General features: G+C 60.5%; 13 protein-coding genes and 2 tRNA genes. 8 read left to right on the forward strand and 7 right to left on the reverse strand.

Features of this window, described 5'->3' with window-relative positions:
- Positions 1–126 precede the first annotated feature (126 nt).
- From HMPREF3147_RS11065 to gltX, 3 genes are all read right to left on the reverse strand, one after another.
- A tRNA-Glu gene (locus HMPREF3147_RS11065) sits at positions 127–202 on the reverse strand.
- Between the two features lie 56 nt (positions 203–258).
- Positions 259–330, reverse strand: a tRNA-Gln gene (locus HMPREF3147_RS11070).
- A 174-nt stretch (positions 331–504) separates the two neighbouring features.
- On the reverse strand, positions 505–2,004 hold the full coding sequence (gltX, locus tag HMPREF3147_RS11075) for a glutamate--tRNA ligase (RefSeq protein WP_083276500.1): 1,500 nt from the start codon (positions 2,002–2,004) through the stop codon (positions 505–507).
- Between the two features lie 162 nt (positions 2,005–2,166).
- On the opposite strand from gltX, the gene HMPREF3147_RS11080 reads away from it, so the two are divergent.
- From HMPREF3147_RS11080 to HMPREF3147_RS11115, 8 genes are all read left to right on the forward strand, one after another.
- Complete coding sequence (locus HMPREF3147_RS11080) at positions 2,167–4,536, forward strand: choice-of-anchor M domain-containing protein (protein WP_070447586.1); 2,370 nt, start codon at positions 2,167–2,169, stop codon at positions 4,534–4,536.
- A gap of 15 nt (positions 4,537–4,551) precedes the next feature.
- Positions 4,552–5,670 (forward strand): choice-of-anchor M domain-containing protein, encoded by a 1,119-nt coding sequence (locus HMPREF3147_RS11085; protein WP_070447589.1) that lies wholly within the window; start codon positions 4,552–4,554, stop codon positions 5,668–5,670.
- Entirely contained in the window at positions 5,670–7,169 is a 1,500-nt protein-coding gene (locus HMPREF3147_RS11090; RefSeq protein WP_070447594.1) for an anchored repeat ABC transporter, substrate-binding protein, read from the forward strand. Before HMPREF3147_RS11085 ends, HMPREF3147_RS11090 begins: the two co-directional genes overlap by 1 nt.
- A complete protein-coding gene (locus HMPREF3147_RS11095; protein WP_070447597.1) occupies positions 7,162–8,061 on the forward strand; it encodes a choice-of-anchor M domain-containing protein in 900 nt (299 codons plus the stop codon). The genes HMPREF3147_RS11090 and HMPREF3147_RS11095 overlap by 8 nt, the downstream gene beginning before the upstream one ends.
- Positions 8,054–8,782 carry an anchored repeat-type ABC transporter ATP-binding subunit gene (locus HMPREF3147_RS11100; RefSeq protein ID WP_070447601.1) on the forward strand — a complete coding sequence of 243 codons (729 nt, stop codon included), beginning with the start codon at positions 8,054–8,056 and terminating at the stop codon, positions 8,780–8,782. The genes HMPREF3147_RS11095 and HMPREF3147_RS11100 overlap by 8 nt, the downstream gene beginning before the upstream one ends.
- Positions 8,779–9,675, forward strand: coding sequence for an anchored repeat-type ABC transporter permease subunit (locus HMPREF3147_RS11105; protein WP_070447604.1), 897 nt, complete (start codon positions 8,779–8,781; stop codon positions 9,673–9,675). Before HMPREF3147_RS11100 ends, HMPREF3147_RS11105 begins: the two co-directional genes overlap by 4 nt.
- A complete protein-coding gene (locus HMPREF3147_RS11110; RefSeq protein WP_070447607.1) occupies positions 9,672–11,015 on the forward strand; it encodes a choice-of-anchor M domain-containing protein in 1,344 nt (447 codons plus the stop codon). The genes HMPREF3147_RS11105 and HMPREF3147_RS11110 overlap by 4 nt, the downstream gene beginning before the upstream one ends.
- An 80-nt stretch (positions 11,016–11,095) precedes the next feature.
- Entirely contained in the window at positions 11,096–12,199 is a 1,104-nt protein-coding gene (locus HMPREF3147_RS11115; RefSeq protein WP_070447609.1) for an isochorismate synthase, read from the forward strand.
- 8 nt (positions 12,200–12,207) lie between these two features.
- On the opposite strand, the gene HMPREF3147_RS11120 is transcribed toward HMPREF3147_RS11115, so the two are convergent.
- The 4 genes from HMPREF3147_RS11120 to HMPREF3147_RS11135 all read right to left on the reverse strand — a co-directional run bounded on the left by HMPREF3147_RS11120 (position 12,208) and on the right by HMPREF3147_RS11135 (position 16,659).
- Positions 12,208–13,017, reverse strand: a complete 810-nt coding sequence (locus HMPREF3147_RS11120; protein WP_210384600.1) for a fumarylacetoacetate hydrolase family protein — start codon at positions 13,015–13,017, stop codon at positions 12,208–12,210.
- A 118-nt stretch (positions 13,018–13,135) separates the two neighbouring features.
- Positions 13,136–13,753 carry an exonuclease domain-containing protein gene (locus HMPREF3147_RS11125; RefSeq protein WP_070447617.1) on the reverse strand — a complete coding sequence of 206 codons (618 nt, stop codon included), beginning with the start codon at positions 13,751–13,753 and terminating at the stop codon, positions 13,136–13,138.
- Positions 13,754–15,622 (reverse strand): DUF294 nucleotidyltransferase-like domain-containing protein, encoded by a 1,869-nt coding sequence (locus HMPREF3147_RS11130; protein WP_070447620.1) that lies wholly within the window; start codon positions 15,620–15,622, stop codon positions 13,754–13,756.
- 17 nt (positions 15,623–15,639) lie between these two features.
- On the reverse strand, positions 15,640–16,659 hold the full coding sequence (locus tag HMPREF3147_RS11135; protein WP_070447624.1) for a 3-isopropylmalate dehydrogenase: 1,020 nt from the start codon (positions 16,657–16,659) through the stop codon (positions 15,640–15,642).
- Positions 16,660–16,668 lie beyond the last annotated feature (9 nt).

Raw genomic sequence — 16,668 nt, forward strand, 5'->3', positions numbered from 1 at the left:
CGCCGCAAATCCACACGAAATGTCCCTTAAGCCCTTAAGCCTGGATTTAACCCAAGAAAAAAGAAGCCAGGTCCGAAGACCTGGCTACCTCTGTTAAATCACTAACTCGTATGTGCAAGAACACAATGGTACCCCGTACGGGATTTGAACCCGTGTTACCGGCGTGAGAGGCCGGCGTCCTAGGCCGCTAGACGAACGGGGCTTAGAACTGTGACGACGTACTGTAACGTGCAGTGCCACGTTACATCGCTATCACTGCTGGCCTACCAGGACTCGAACCTAGAATGACGGTACCAGAAACCGTTGTGTTGCCAATTACACCATAGGCCATTATTGCTGTGAACTAGCTCGGGGCTTTAATCCCTCGCTGCTCGCTGCAACGGTTTATTACTATATCCAGCACTAACGATACACACAAATCGCCAGTTCAGAAAGCATTTTCGGGGCGTTAGGAATGAAACCTAACGCCCCGAAATGACAGCCATGTGAGACTACTAAATGGATCTACTCAGCGCTCCACGGCGTGAGAGCACGCGCAGCCTTAAGGCGAGCCAGAGTAGACTCCTTGCCCAGCAACTCCATGGACTCAAACAGCGGCGGGGAGACCTGCTGGCCAGAGATTGCTACACGCAGGGCGCCGTAGGCCTTGCGTGGCTTGAGGCCGAGGTCGTCGATAAGCGCGGCGGAGAGAACCTTCTCAATCTCCTCCGTCTTCCACTCCCCGAGCTCCTCCAGCTTGGCGATGGAAACCTCCAGCGGCTGCACTGCTTCTTCCTTGAGGTTCTTGCGTGCTGCCTTCTCATCCAGTTCCAGATCGGCATCCGGCGTGGTGAGGAAGGACATGAGCCCATAGGCGTCAGACAGCGTCTTGATGCGGGTCTGCACCAGATCCGCAGCGAAAGCGAACTTCTCTTCCGGATAGTCGGCCGGGAAGTCGGTGTACTCAGTCAGGTAGTCGCGCAGGCGCTGCGCAAAGTCTGCTGGCTCCAGCAGACGGATGTGGTCGGCATTAATGGCCTCGAGCTTCTTCTGGTCGAAGCGAGCTGGGTTACCCAACACGTCGTGAACGTCGAAGTTGGCGATGAGCTCGTCAACGGAGAAGATGTCCTGGTCGGCAGACAGGGACCAACCCAAAAGCGACAGGTAGTTGAGCATGCCCTCCGGGATAATGCCGTTGTCGCGGTGGTTGAACAGGTTGGACTGTGGGTCACGCTTGGACAGTTTCTTATTGCCTTCACCCATCACGAAGGGCAGGTGCCCAAACTCGGGAGTCTGCTTGGCAATACCAAGCTCCACGAGCGCCTCATAGAGAGCGAGCTGGCGCGGCGTGGAAGACAGGAGGTCCTCTCCGCGCAGGACGTGAGTAACTCCCATGAGGGCATCGTCGACCGGGTTAACCAGCGTGTAGAGCGGCGCACCGTTCGAGCGCGCCACGACATAGTCCGGCTGGGTCTCCGACTTGAAAGTCATCTCGCCGCGCACCAGGTCATTCCAGGACCAATCCTTGTCCGGCATGCGCAGGCGCCAAACCGGCTTGCGGCCTTCTGCCTCGAAGGCGTCGATCTGCTCTTGAGTGAGGTCGCGGTCGAAATTGTCGTAGCCCAGCTGCGGGTCGCGGCCGGCCGCCTTATGGCGCTCCTGAACCTCTTCGTTGGTGGAGTAGGCCGGATAGACATAGCCGCCATCCTTGAGCTTCTGCAGGACATCTGCGTAGATGTCCATGCGCTGCGACTGACGGTAAGGCTCATCCGGGCCACCGACGTTAACACCTTCATCCCAGCCCAACCCGAGCCAGTTCAGGGAGTCGATGATGGCCTGGTAGGACTCCTCAGAGTCACGGGCAGCATCGGTGTCCTCGATGCGGAAGATGAGCGTACCGCCAGTGTGACGGGCATAGGCCCAGTTGAACAGAGCCGTGCGGACCATGCCCACGTGGGGCGTGCCGGTAGGCGAAGGGCAGAAACGGACGCGGACGTCGGATGTCGGTTTAGTCATGTCCCCCATCGTAGTTCAGCGCCTCCCCACTGCACTGGCCGCCCCACTTGGGGGTAATTGAACCCCGTTTCCACTAAGCGTGAACTGGGCTTTCTGCGCAAGCTTAACGGGACTGAATTCCATTACCTATAGTGAAATTCTCGCCAAAGAACTGAAGAAAGGTCCCAGACTGTGGCTCGAACTCGCTATGTGGCGCTTTTAACCTGCGCCACGCTTCTCTTCTCCCCCGCTACCGCCGTCGCTGGTCCCGACGACGGCAAACACGTAGCCACTCAGACACATATTGATTCTCCCAAGGCTTTCTGGGAGGGCAATGCTCTCAACCTCAAGAGCCATTCTGCACAGTCCAACCACGACCTAGCCGATACCGTCACCTGGGTAGGCAAAGGCTGGAACCAGAACGGCACCAACCAATACCAGTTCACCGTGCCTCAGGACCCTGCGCTCGCTTTTGTGGGAAAGCCGGGTGAAACGTATTACATGGCGCCTGCCAGTGTCCAAGGCAGCCTGGACCCGGTGTGGATGGGCTTCGGCGCCGACACAGAGCTGCCTGTTGACGACTTCCGCGACAACATTGCTTCCCTGGACCTCTTAAGCGTTGACGGACCCGGCGATGTCGAGATGTTTGGCTACTACCCCGGACCCGGCGGACTGCAGCGTTTCTTTGGAACCACCGAGGGCGCTCCACATTCCGCATGGCTGACCAGCGGCACGCATACCCACAACTACACCGTATTTTCTAAACCTGGACGCTATGAGCTCACCTATCAAACGAGCGCGCGGGGCAAGGATGGTTCATTGATTACCTCCCAGCCCACGACCACGTCGATCCAAGTCGGCGGACAGCGGCCCGTTGATGAAAAAACGCCTTCCCTCAAAGAGCGCTTTGACCAGGCCTCCTCCGGCGATGCCAGCCAGAAGGACTACCGCCTGAGCATCACGCCCAAGAAATCCGGGGACAAGGATGGGGATGAGCGCCTTTCCTCCATCGATTTCGCTGGCGGCAGCGACGGCACTCTGACACTGCTGATCGACGGCTACTTCCTCACCGATCTAGCCGTGAAAGATGGCAAGGCACACTTCGATGAATTCTTAGGACCCGAGGCTTCAACAATCCAAGCTGTGTACACCCCGGAGGACGGCAGCCCGCGCTGGGTGAGCGAGGAGCTCGCCTACTCTGCAAACGCAGAGCTTTCCACCACCTCGAAGACGTCTGCGGACTCCTGGACCGAAACCACTAACCCCCGCCAGCTCTTCTCCGGAGAAGAGGTTTCGCTATCTGACACGGGGCTGTCCGCACGCGCTGTTCCGGAGGGCGAAGACGCCACCCGCATCATCCTGGAGGCAGCCGATAAGAACCTGGAAGGCTACGTGCACGGCGGCTTCTTTAGCAAGGGAAGTTCGCTTCCCGACATCGATTTCGACGGCACGATCACCCGCGGCCGCGCGGAATTTGTCGTCGCCGCCGATGCAAACTTCAACGGCAATACCGTGCGCCTCGATATTCTTCCGCACCCGAGCATCACGCAAGAGTCCGGCAGCATCACGCTGACCGACAATTTCGCCTTCGGGCAAAAGTACGAGGGAGCGGGCAAACTCGGCGCTGGGGCTCAGGCTCCTGCGCCAGCCCCGGATAACAGCCCGAAACCGGACGCGGAAGAACACACTGGTACCTGTGCTGACAAGGTGGTGCTTGACCGCGGCCACGTCGACATTGCGGTCACCCGTGAGGGTGATGAGTTCCTCACCCGCTTGAAGGATGAAACGGCCCTCGTGGACAAGAAGGCCGTCGAGCGTCCGCTCGATGACGTGGTCCTCGCGGTGCACGACAACGCCCTGCGCTCCCGCCCCGCCGCGCTTAAGGGCAAGGACTTCGATTACCTAGGCAAGGAAAAATTCTTCCTCCTCCCACAGACCCAGGAGCAGAGCATCATCTGGCCGGGCTATAACACCCAGGCCCTCAACTACAAGGACTATAAAGACGGCAAAGTCACGCTCAACATCAAGCCCGTGGAGATGCCAGAGGGTGCGCAGGTAGGCCTTTTCACTGCCGAAGGCTTGGGCAAGGTTTTCACCCCGCTGATCAATTCCGCCGAGGGTGACTACTCCATCGAGACCACTTTTGCTTCGCACACCCACACCAATTGGGCGTTTACCAAGCCAGGCACGTACAAGCTTGAGGTCACCTATTCGGCCACCACCACAGAGGGCAAGGACATCTCCTCTGCTCCCCAAACGCTCACCGTCGCAGCGGGCGATGCCGCAATCAAAGACTGTGCGAACTCGAAGGACGGAAACGAAGGCGAAGACACCCCGAATCCAGGTGACGAGAAGCCCGGAGATAAACCAGGCGATAAGAAGCCAGACGCTAACCAGCCTGGTGGCCAGAAAGACAAGACATCCTCTATGCCCAAGCTCGAGGGTCTGTGGGGCCTGGTACTCCCAGTTGTCTTGGCCATCATCTTCCAAGGCTTCCTCAACTTCTACAACGATCACCGTGACCAGATTGCGGCGCGGTTCAATGGCCTTCTTCCCCGCTAGAAAGGACACACTGGATTGCACTCCACACCACCCGCTGCTCAGCGCTTGAACTTGCGCCAGAGCAGTGCACTGCAGAAAACCAGCGCCGCCGTGTTCACGTTCACCGTTGCCGTGGCGATGCTTGTGGCCGTCCTTGGCTATCCTGCGCCAGCCCGCGCCGACAGCGAGCTCATCGATTCCGGACATGTCGATGCCTTTTATGTCTCCGCGCCGGGCGGTCAACTGACCTTATCGATGAAGGAGGATGTCACCGGCAGTGGTGTTCTCCGGCCCGGCAACGATGTCATCCTCAAAGTCGCAGAAGAAGCATGGAGCGAGGCGACCGAGCGCATCGACGGCATTGGTATACCCACGTATTACCTCCCCCAAACCCAAGACAGCTCGCTGCTCTGGCCGGGTTGGGATACCCAAGCGGCACAATCTGCTGGCTACAAAGACGTTAACTTCGAATTCGTCGAGGTCACTGGGCCTGGTGACGTCTTTATCTTCGAAACGGCTGGCTTCGGCGATATCCAACCGGTCACCGATGCCGGTGAGCTCGATCTCGTTTCTGGTGACGTCATCAACCAGGCTTACCCGGCGCATCGCCACGTTAACTGGGCTTTTAGTGAACCTGGTATCTACACCATGACTGTCCAAGCGGAATCCAACGGCGATACGAGTAATCAGGTCACCTATACCTGGGATGTCGGTGATGGTGACTCAGCACCCCAGGAGTCCGGGGACGGGGAAACCAGCACCGATCATGGGGATGACGGTACCGAAGACAACCACGAGGCAGAGCTGAGCGACGCCTCCCCTGAGCAACCGGCATCCTCTTCCTCCGGAACACGCCCGGGAGGTGGAAACGCTGGAGGCGGTACCCGCCGTGCGGCATCCGCAGGCGGAACCAGGAACGCGAAGCAACAGGCAAGCAGCAAGGAGCGTAAAGAGCGCGGAGAAAGGAAAGAGCGCAAGCCTTCTCGCCGATCCGCCGAAGCCGCGGACGGGGAGAATGTGGACACCGTCGCTGCGGCCGGCTACTACGACAGCGGGCAAAACCTGCTGCCGTGGGGCATCGGAATCCTCGGCCTGGGCATGCTTGTGCTGGGCCTGGCGCTGGCGCGCCTCGCGCTCATGAAGGGCCGCGACTAATGCCACTGAAGGTTCGCACTCGGACGCAGTACACCGCGCTTCTTTCCGCCATCTTTCTCGGCGCGTCCATGGTGAGTGGCTGCGCGAGCTCCGCCAGCGGAGACGATGGGAAGGTGAAGGTGGTGGCGACGACGCCGATACTGGGGGACGTCGCCAAGCACGTAGCAGGTGAGGATGCCACAGTGACCACGCTGATTCCTGCGGGAAAGGATCCACATACCTTTGAGCCGAGCCTGCGCTCGGTGCGCGATATCGCTAACGCCGACGTATTGCTGTCCAATGGTTTTCTCCTCGAGCCGCAAAGCCTGCTGAAGTCCTTGCGGGAGTCATCGGATGTGCCCGTCACTGAAGTGGCGGACCAAGCATCCACCCACGGCGCGAAGCTCGTCCCCTTGGTAGAAAACGTTGCCCTCGATGCGGTATGGCTAGGATTGCGTGTGCGCAACGCAGCCCCAGGTACCACGAGCGTCGACATGCGTCTGCTCGATGTGGAAGGACCCGGCGATGTCGCGGCCTACGTAGTCTCTACATTCGGTACACCTGAGCCGCTCTTTAACAGCGCCGACGGGATTGACCAGCACAACGATTCCACGACGCTGCCGGCTAATGCTCACACGCACGTCTCGTGGGCTTTCAACACGCCCGGAATTTACCGGCTGAGCTTTGGTGCTACCAACAGCACCCCGCAGGAGTTCACGGTGGCGGTGGGCGTTAGCGCACCTGCGGGAATGCGCGCGCTCGATGCAGGTCACGTGGATATCACCGCGGACATGGCTACAGGAAAACTCGACTTGGAGGATCAAGGCGAGCGTTTTGATCCGAACACCACGGTGCTCAGCATCCCGAATTCCGCTCTCCAACAGATACCGCCGGATCCCTCCTACCGTTTCTTGGGCCGGCCCGGGGATGAGACCTATCTCCTGCCCCAAGCTGTCTTGGGCAAGCACATTCACGGCGAAGTAGACCCACATCTGTGGCATAACGCCGCCAATGTCATCAGCTTTACCGAGGTTATCGCTGAGCAACTTGCGCAAACGGATCCCTCGCACGGCACGGACTACCGTGCTCGCGCACAGGCCTACATCGCACAACTGCGAGCCGTCGATGCAGAGGTTCGTCAGCTCATCTCTGCCATTCCTGAGCACAACCGCCACCTCGTCACACCCCACCACGGATACGCCTACCTGGAGCAAGGCTACGGCATTGATATCGCGGGTTTCGTTAGCCCCAACCCGGCCATCGAGCCCTCGCCGCGCGATGTCATCGCGCTGCGCCGCACCTTGGAAAACCTCCAGCTTCCCGCGGTGTTCGTGGAACCGACCCAACAAGCCAGTGCAGACGTCATTAGGGAGGCCGCCGATTCCCTCGGGGTGGCGGTGTGCCCCATTTACGGTGACACCCTCGATGACGCCGTACCGACGTATCTCGATCTAATGCGTTTCAATGCACACTCACTCAACCGCTGCCTTGGCAGCACAACAAAGGAATCTCATGTCTAATCGCACCATCCGAACTTTCACTATGCCGCTTGCGGCAGCACTGAGCGCCGCAGCGCTGGCCTTCGCGCCCTCCGCCGCCTGGGCCGGGGATCTGGCTCAAGTTGTCAGCTCCGACGAAGAGGTGGCGGCACCAGGAACTGCTGCCGCCATCGATCACGGCCACGTCGACCTAGGCCTGCTGCTTAATGAAGGCCACGCAGAGTTCCTCGCCCGTGACGATTCGGCCGAAACACCCGTGTGGCGTCAACCCGACGATATGGTCTTCCAGGTGGGCGACAACGCCCTGCTAACCCTGCCTGAGGACAAGGCTTTCTCCTTCGTCGGCGCCGAGCCCGGTTCGCAGGTTTGGGTCGTTCCACAAACGGAGCAGGCTGATGTGCCGTGGCTGGGTTGGAATACCCAGGCCCCCTCTCTAGAAGCGAACGTTGAGAGAGGAGTCACTATGGAGTTCCTCGGGCACCAAGGACCAGGTGAATTCTCCCTCTTCTTGCAGAACGGCGGCTTCGAGGAACCACAGTTGCTATGGTCCACCGCCACCGGGAACTCAGAAGGCTTCTGGGTCGACTTGGGCACGCATACCCACGCCAATTGGGTGTTCACTGAGCCCGGCATCCACCAGGTGTGGGTCCGCATGAGCGGCGAAGGCGCGGGTGAAAGCGCCGGCAGCGAGGTAGCCGCCGAGGCTACGTTGACCTTTGCTGTAGGTGATGAAACGGATGTCGCACAAGCTCAGGCAACAGAATGGGATCCGAACGCTGAATCCTCTACCGATCCAAGCTCTACCTCGGCATCCGTGCCGGTATGGATCTGGGCGCTGGCCGGCGTGGGCGTCCTAGTCCTTATCGGTGCCATCATCGCCGTCGTGCGTGCGAAAGGTGGCCAGCGTGACTAGTCCTTTCATTTCAGTCACAGACCTCTCCGTTTCCCTCTCCGGCCGTCGCGTCATCGACGCTGCTAACCTGACTGTTCGCCCCGGCGAGTTCATCGGGCTGCTAGGACCGAACGGGGCGGGCAAAACCACGCTGATGCGTGCGATCTTGGGGCTTATCCCCTTCACCGGGAGCATCGATGTCACCACTTCCCTGGGGTATGTCCCGCAGCGCCACGACGTGGAATGGGACTTCCCCATCAGCGTGTCCAACGCTGTGCTGAGCGGACGCACCGGACTTGTGGGTTGGTTCCGTCGTCCGGGACGTGCTGATAAACAGGCCGCCCGCCGGGCCATCGAGCTCACCAACTTGGAGGAATTCGCACGACGCCCCATCGCGCAGTTGTCCGGTGGCCAACGTCAGCGTGTACTCATCGCCCGGGCCTTAGCCTGCGAGCCTGAGGTGCTGCTTCTCGACGAACCATTTACCGGCCTCGACGCTCCCAACACTGAAGAGCTCCTACTTCTCTTTGACAAACTCACCGCCGATGGCACCAGCGTTGTCATGTCCACGCACAACCTCTCGGAGGCCGCGCATTCCTGCTCGCGGCTCGTGCTGTTTAACCGGGGAATCATCGCGGATGGTCCAGCGGAAACACTGCGCATGACCTCGCAGCCCTGGAGCGACACGTTCGGGGTCTCAGCTTCTTCTCCATTGCTTTCTGCGATTGGGGTGGCAGCATGATCGACATTTCACTCATCGAGTTCTTCCAGGATCTCACCAACCCACACTTGGACTTCCTGGCGCGTGCGGTGGGAATTTCTATCCTCGCTGCCATCGTGTGCGGCGTGGTGGGATGCTATGTCGTGCTGCGCGGCATGTCTTTCATCGGTGATGCTGTTTCCCACGCGGTCTTCCCGGGGCTGGCCATTGCCTTCGTGCTCCAAGGCTCAGTCTTGCTGGGCGGCGCCGTGGCGGGCTGCACCGTCGCGGTGCTCATCGCATGCTTCTCCCAGCGGCGCACGGTGCGCGAGGATTCCGTCATCGGAATCTTCTTTGCCGCCGCCTTCGCCCTCGGCATGGTGATCATCTCCCGAGTAGACGGCTATACAGCCTCGCTCACCAGCTTTCTCTTTGGCTCGCTCACGGGTGTCTCCCGCGCGGACCTCTACACCGCGTTCACCGTCACGGTGCTCATCGTGGCCACGGTTCTTCTCCTTGGCCCCCAGCTCACCGCCACCTGCTTGGACAAGGAAACCGCCCGCGCAATGGGTCTTCCTGTCTTTGCTCTGGACATCGTGCTCTACCTCTGTGTTACGGGCGCAGTGGTTATATCCGTAGGCACCATCGGCAACGTCCTCGTCCTCGCGCTGCTTATCACCCCGGCCGCGACCGCCCGCCTGCTCTGTGACTCGCTGGGCTCGATGATGTTCGCAGCCGCGGCGATCGGCTCCTTGGGTAGCTTCTTCGGAATCTACCTGGCATGGGCCATTGACCTTCCCGCGGGTGCCACCATCGTTCTACTCCTTACCGCCTGTTTCCTCGTGGCCTGGGTGCTCTCCCCTCTCATGCACTCCCGCCGCGCTTCCGCATCCACCTCGACATCACACACCCCAAAGGAGACCTTGTCCGCATGAACATTCTCCCAATGACTCGCATGATCTACCGTCCCCTCGCCTTGACCGCAACCGCTGCTCTAGCGCTCAGCTCCCCGATGCTCATTCACGCTGCACCGCCCGCCCTCGCGGCCGAGCAGGCGAGCGACACTTCCTGTGATGCTGACTCCCTCCACGCCTTCAGCCGCGGACACCAAGACCTCGCTTTGGTTGGTGACTCCGGGGACCTGTCTTTTATAGCCCGCGATGATGAATCCGGTGAGGACTATGCCTCTGGGGAGTTCTACGTAGAAGTAGGCAGCAACGCCGCTTTCGATGAATCAGCGGGCAGCGATATTCCATCGAGTGGTTGGCAAATCCCCCAAACCCAAGATCCGAATATCCCCTGGGTGGGGTTCAACACCAGCTACCTCGACGAGGCCACTGCGGCCGATGCCACTTTATCCTTAACGCTACACAGCGGCCCGGAAGGCGGACGTATGGTGGGCTTCCAGAACTCCGTGGGTGCTGACCCGACCGTGCTCTTTGACTCCGAGAACTCGGATATCACGTGGGACTATCCTGATCATTTCCACAGTCACACCGGGATCATCTTTAGCGAGCCGGGCGCCTATGCTGCCACTTTTACCTTCACCCTCAACGATGGCTCCGAGCACTCTATTGATGTGCCTTTCTTGGTAGGTGGCGCGGACGCCTCTGAGCTTTGCCAGCTGGAGTGGGGCTCAGGCGAAGGTGGCAGCGGTGGATCGGGAAGCCCGAAAAACCGCCCTCAGCAGCTGGCCAAGGACATTAATGACACTTCCAAGTCCATTGCGCAGTTAGATAAGACGATGGACAAGACCTTCAAAGAGGCCGATACCTTCTTCAACGGCGGGAAACCCTCCGATGCGAAGAATGCGAAGGAGGAAAAGAACTCAGAGCGCTCCACACGGGCCAGCGCGCGGAAGGACACGAAACCACAGAAAGAAACAGGGTCGAAAGAGCCAAGCGCTCCCAGCTCTGCGACCGCGCAAGGCCGCAACCCGGCCCCCAACGCTACAGCCCACACTGCACAAGAACCGAGAGATTCGGCACAGCGTGGGTCCTCGCGCAGCACGTCGTCCGCCGACGCCAAGGACTCGACGCGCAGCGCCGCGTCCAACCGCGAAAGGAATGCCAGGAAAGAAGCAGCGGCACAACGCCCGGCATCTGACGCGCCAGAACAGTATGCTGACGGCGGAAACATCCAGGCTACGAGCTATGGAGCCCCGATGGTGGGCTTCTGGGCGGGCTTTCTGGCGGGCATGGGTTCGCTGGCCCTGCTGCTAGGAATTGGGCTTTTCATCGCCGTGCAATTCTTCCGCCCGCGCAAGCGCGACTAGCACTACCGCCATGCGCACAGCCTGTAAGGAGGGGGATCTGGTTTCGGCACTAGCGCAGCAAACAACTAGAGTTATTCCTTATGTGTGAAAACAGACCCTCTACCGCCCCTGACTTCCTCCTGTCCCGCGCGACGGGGTCTGTGCGTACCCAAGGATCAGTGGCCACCTTCAGCGATGTTGACGCTGCCGTAGCTGCTCTGCGTGCCGGCACGGCACCCATGGTTGTCGGCGCGCTGCCCTTCCACAAGGGTGACCCAGCGGCACTGACCGTGCCGCGCAGCATCATCCGCGAGGACGGGCCACTCGAACCACACGCCTATTACCGCAGCGGTACGCTCAACGCGCGGGTGACTGGGTTCGACCCAGAGCCGGAGGAGCACCTGCGCCGCATCGAGGCGGCCATTGCCACGATCGAGGCCTCCAAACTGGATAAGGTGGTGCTTGCACGCGCCGTCGACATCGAGTTCAATGCCCCTGTGGATCCGCTCCTCGTCGCCGCGCGGCTCATTGATTTATCCTCCCACCGCGATGGCTTTATCGCCGACCTCACTCCGGCTGGACGCCCTGGCGCAATGTTCGTCGGATCCTCCCCAGAAGTGCTGGTCAAGAAGCAGGGATCAACGGTTACAGCTTTCCCCCTAGCCGGCTCCGCACCCCGCCAGGCTGATAAGGCACGCGATATCAAAGCGGGCCAAGACCTCCACAACTCGGCAAAGGACCTGCGCGAACACGCCTTCGTGGTGGACCATATCCGCCGGATTCTGCAGCCTCTGTGCGAGACTCTCGATGCCCCCACGTCTCCGCAGCTGACCTCCACCAATGAGATGTGGCATCTGGGAACGCCGATCGCGGGAACCCTTAAGGATTCGAGCATTACTGCCCTCGAGTTGGCCGAGCTGGTCTACCCCACCCCTGCTATTTGTGGCACCCCCACTGAGGCCGCACAAGCGCTGATCGAAACCGCTGAAACCGACCGCGGCTTCTACGCCGGCGCGGTCGGCTGGTGCGATGATTCCGGCGACGGCGAATACATGGTAGCCATCCGCTGCGCCGAGGTGGCCGGCGATGGCCTCTCCGCCCGCGCGTGGGCTGGCGGAGGAATCGTCGTGGATTCCGACCCGACGGCCGAGCTTCAGGAAACCACGGCTAAGCTGCGCACCATTTTGCGCGCGCTCAACCTCTAAAGCAGCTTTTAGGCTCGCTCGATCGGGTTCTTCAGGCTACCCACGCCGGGGATCTCAACTTCGATGGTATCGCCCGGCACCATCGGCGCCGTGCCAGCCGGGGAACCCGTCGTGATGACATCACCCGGCAGCAGCGTGTAGGACTGCGAGATCTCAGCGATGATGTCACCCATCTTCACAATCATCTGATCCGTATTGGAATCCTGCTTCTGCTCTCGCTTGCCCTCGTGAGTGAGGTAGGCGTTAATCTTCTGATTATCGAGATTGATGCAGTCCAAGTCCGTCTCAATCCACGGGCCCAGCGGGCAGAAGGTATCGATGCCCTTCGCACGTGCCCACTGGCCATCCTGGAACTGCAGGTCACGCGAAGAAACATCGTTACAGATCGTGTAGCCGACGACGTGATCGCGCCACTTCTCTGGATCAATATTCTTTGACACCTTGGAAATCACCACGGCGAGCTCGCCCTCGAACTCAACGTTGGTAGCGAACTCCGGAATCTTGATGGGTGCACCGGGGCCGATGACCGAGGTGGAGGGCTTGATAAAGATCGTCGGCGGCAGGTGCTCCGCGGATTCCTTGAAGACTTCCGCCACGTGGTCGGCGTAGTTGCGGCCCAGAGCTACGACCTTGGTGGGCAGGGTCGGCGCCAGCAGGCGTACTTCACTCAGCGGCCACTCACGGCCAGTCGGCTCCGGTGGGGTAAACGGTGTGCCGGAAATTTCCTTCGCCACCAGCTGGTCAAGCGGGGCGTCGGCGGGGCCATCAATGATGGCGAAACAGATACCTTCGGTGTGAGCAATTCGTCCTAAACGCATAACGGCCATACTACTCGCAAGGATTTTTAACTCGCGATCAGGGGTCTTGAGTAAAGGTTGCAAAGATTGCAATGCTTCTACTGGCATCAAGTTCCGCGGCGAGCACCTTCGCACAGGCCTAGCGCTGGGCGACGTCCCCTAAGGTCACCGCCCGTGTGTGTCCCCGCTGCGCAAGGTATAACTCAGCACAGGCCAAGGCATCACTGAGCGCATTGTGGCTTCCATAACGCGGTAGACCATAACGCGCGCGCACGCGGGGCAGGCGCAAATCTTCTCCGCGCGGGTAGGTTCCCATGCGCTCCATGTGGCGCCGCTCGAGCGCAAAGGTATCAACCACGCTCAGTCGCGGGCGCTCCCCAAAGACCTCACGGGAGGCAGCTTCAATAAACCCCACCTCCAAGGCCGCGAAATGCGCGAGTAGTGCGCGTCCCTGCAGAGCTTGGCGCAATTGCGTCACCGCGATACTTAGCTCCTCGCCGGCATCAATGACCTCCTGCGTCAGCAGGTGGACATGTGCATCCTCGGCCACCTGCGCGCCGCGAACCACGGTATAGCCGGCACCAGATAAGTCGATGACTCCCCCGTTAACCGGCACCCAGCCAATGGAGACAATCTTTCCTTTTCGCGGGTCTAGGCTCGTGGTCTCCATGTCTACGGCAAGCAAATCCAGTTCATCGAGCGGGGTGCCTCGTCCTGGCGCGCCCCAATCCGCACGCCGTCTCCAGGGGCTCCACATCTAGATATTCCTCACCGGATACTTCGTGGCCAACGCATTCTGCATCGACTTGATGGCACGGAAAGCATCGCGCAGGTGCTCTCGCTCCATGCGGCCGAGGCCCTTGGGGTCGATGTGATAATCCGGCTGCTGGCCCTCCCGCAGCTGGCGGGCTTGATGCTGGAAGGACAGGGAACGCAGGTAGTCGAAGGCGTCGAGAAGCTCCTGTGCGCCCTGTCGGCTCACCGTACTACCCGCTGCTTCCCTGAGCCGTTGGCGCGTGTCCACCACGGTGGAACCGGAGGCCAGGGCGAAGAGACGGGCCATCTGCACAATGCCCGCTGTTCCGCCCTTTTTGATATCGAGGGTGTTTTCGTAGTCGCCATCGCGCTCCACCACAAGCCCCCGGAAGAAGGTCAGCGGTGGCTCACGGCGCGCGGCCAAGCTAGCTAGGTGGGCGTGCAAGCGCGTTGCCCCTTGTCCCATTTCCACGGCCGCAGTGTGAACTTCCCGGCCCAGCGCCTCGCTTCCATAGAGAACCCGGAAGTCGAAGAAGATTTGCGCGTTGAGCAGCGCCTCCGGTTGAGGGTCTCGAATCCACCGACGGAAGGTATCGATCCATTGGGAGCGCGTCATCCGCCACTGATTGGTCATGGCCATCATGTCCCCAGGACACAGGATCTGCCCGGCGTCGGCTAAGCCCTGGCACACAAAGGAACTAAGCCGCGCAAAATACTCCCCATGCGCAGCGGCATCGAAATCATCCGCGAGGACAAGCGCATTATCCTGGTCCGAGGCCAGCGCCATCTCTCGCCTTCCCTGCGAGCCCACGGCCACGAAGGCATACTCCACAGGCGGAGGACCGAGCTCCTCCTCCGCCAGCGTGCACAAGCGTCGTGCCATAGCATCGGCGGCAAGCGTGACCAGGCTCGAGGCTTCCGCCGGTGTGGAGCCGCGTTCCACGAAGCGCCCGGCTAGGCGCGTGGCCTCATTGAAGGCACCATTCAGCTCTGCAACACTGGAGCGCCGTGAAAGATCCGCAGCGAGGTAGACCGGATCATTGTGCAGCAGCCGGGTAACGTCCGACTGTGTCACTATCCCCTGCAGGGTGCCTTCTTTGACCACCGGCAAATGGTGGATTCGGCGCTCGGCCATGTGCAGCAGGGCTTCCATGGCCGGGGCATCTGCCGATACTGTGAGGGGCTGCGGCGTCATGATCGCCCCTACCGGCTCGGCAGGGTCGCGCTGGGCGGCGAGCACCCGGGTTCGCAAATCGCGGTCGGTAAGGATTCCGGTGAGACGCTTGTCTGACTCCGGGCCCGCTTTCACGACGAGTAACGAAGAAACGCCATGCTCTGTCATCAGCAGAGCAGCTTCGCGGATGGTAGTTGCGGCTGGCGTCGTCAACACGTCAGTCCGAATGAGCTCCCTCAGCGGCGTGCGGAGCACGTCTGTTGGTGCGGATTCGGTGAGCTCCCGCGCTGCTGCTCGGATCTGGCGGGACTGCGCTGAAAAGAAACGCGCGATGTCAGGGTTGCGCTCCGCGAGTTGGCTAAAGGCCTCCTGCGGGAGGGTGAAGACAAGACTGTCTTCCACCGCGACCATCTCATAGGCAGAGACCGGCTCTCCCTGCAGTGTGGAGTAGCCAAAGGTAAGGCCAGATTCGCGGCGGTCCAGTAACACGCCTTCCTCTCCCACCACATCAATCGCACCGGTGCGGATGATGTGGAGATGAGCATTCTCTTCCCCCATCTTTATGGGAATATCCCCGCGACGCAGGTAGATCATGCTCAGCTGTGAGGACAGGGCGGTGAGCTCTTCCTCCGGCAGACGGGAGAAAGGCTCATGCTGGGCGAGGAAGCTAGTGACCTCGTCTATTTCGACGCTCATGCGCCAACCATACAGCGCTAAGCACTGAGCGCGGCGGCGATTCGATCACCAATTTCGACGGTGTTCGGCTGCGCATCCCCACGAGAGGAGACGTCGGCCGCAACGGCCTCTTCGATGCGCACGGCGTTGTCCTCGTCTCCGAGGTGGCGCAGCAGCATCGCCGCGGACAAGATCGCCGCGGTGGGATCCGCAATCCCCTTGCCCGCAATGTCCGGTGCAGAACCGTGGACCGGCTCAAACATGGAGGGATTAGCCCCGGAGGCATCAATATTTCCGGAGGCGGCCAAGCCGATACCTCCGGTGACCGCGCCCGCCAAGTCAGTCAGGATGTCACCAAAGAGGTTGTCAGTAACGATGACGTCATAGCGCGCAGGGTCGGTGACCATGTAGATGGTTGCGGCATCGATGTGGTTGTAGTCCACGCTAACCTCAGGGAATTCCTGCGCCACCTCGTCCACCGTACGCTGCCAGAGTCCGCCGGCATTAACAAGGACATTGGTCTTGTGCACCAAAGTCACGTGCTTGCGGCGGCCCATTGCGCGCTGGAAGGCATCACGCACCACGCGTTCAACGCCGAAGCGCGTGTTCTGCGAAACCTCTGAGGCCACCTCGTGTTCGGTTCCCTCGCGCAGCGTGCCGCCGTTACCGCAGTACAGACCTTCGGTGCCTTCGCGCACGACGACGAAATCAATATCACCCGGGTTCGCCAGCGGCGAGGTGGACGTTGGGTACAGCTTGGAGGGGCGCAGGTTAACGTGATGGTCGAGGGCGAAACGCATCTTCAGCAGCAGGCCGCGCTCCAAGACACCAGGCGGAACCTCACCGGGTGCGCCAATCGCACCGAGCAGGATGGCGTCGTGCTCGCGCAGGGATGCCAGGTCGGCGTCGGTAAGCAGCTCCCCGTTGCGCAGGTAGCGCCTAGCACCGAGGTCATAGTCAGTGACCTCAATATCCTGGCGAACCGCGCGCAGGACCTTCAATGCCTCCGCGGTTACCTCAGGACCAATGCCGTCGCCACCAATCACTGCTAGTTTCATTTTGTGGGA

The sequence above is a fragment of the Corynebacterium sp. HMSC05D03 genome (assembly GCF_001807205.1).
GTDB lineage: Bacteria > Actinomycetota > Actinomycetes > Mycobacteriales > Mycobacteriaceae > Corynebacterium > Corynebacterium aurimucosum.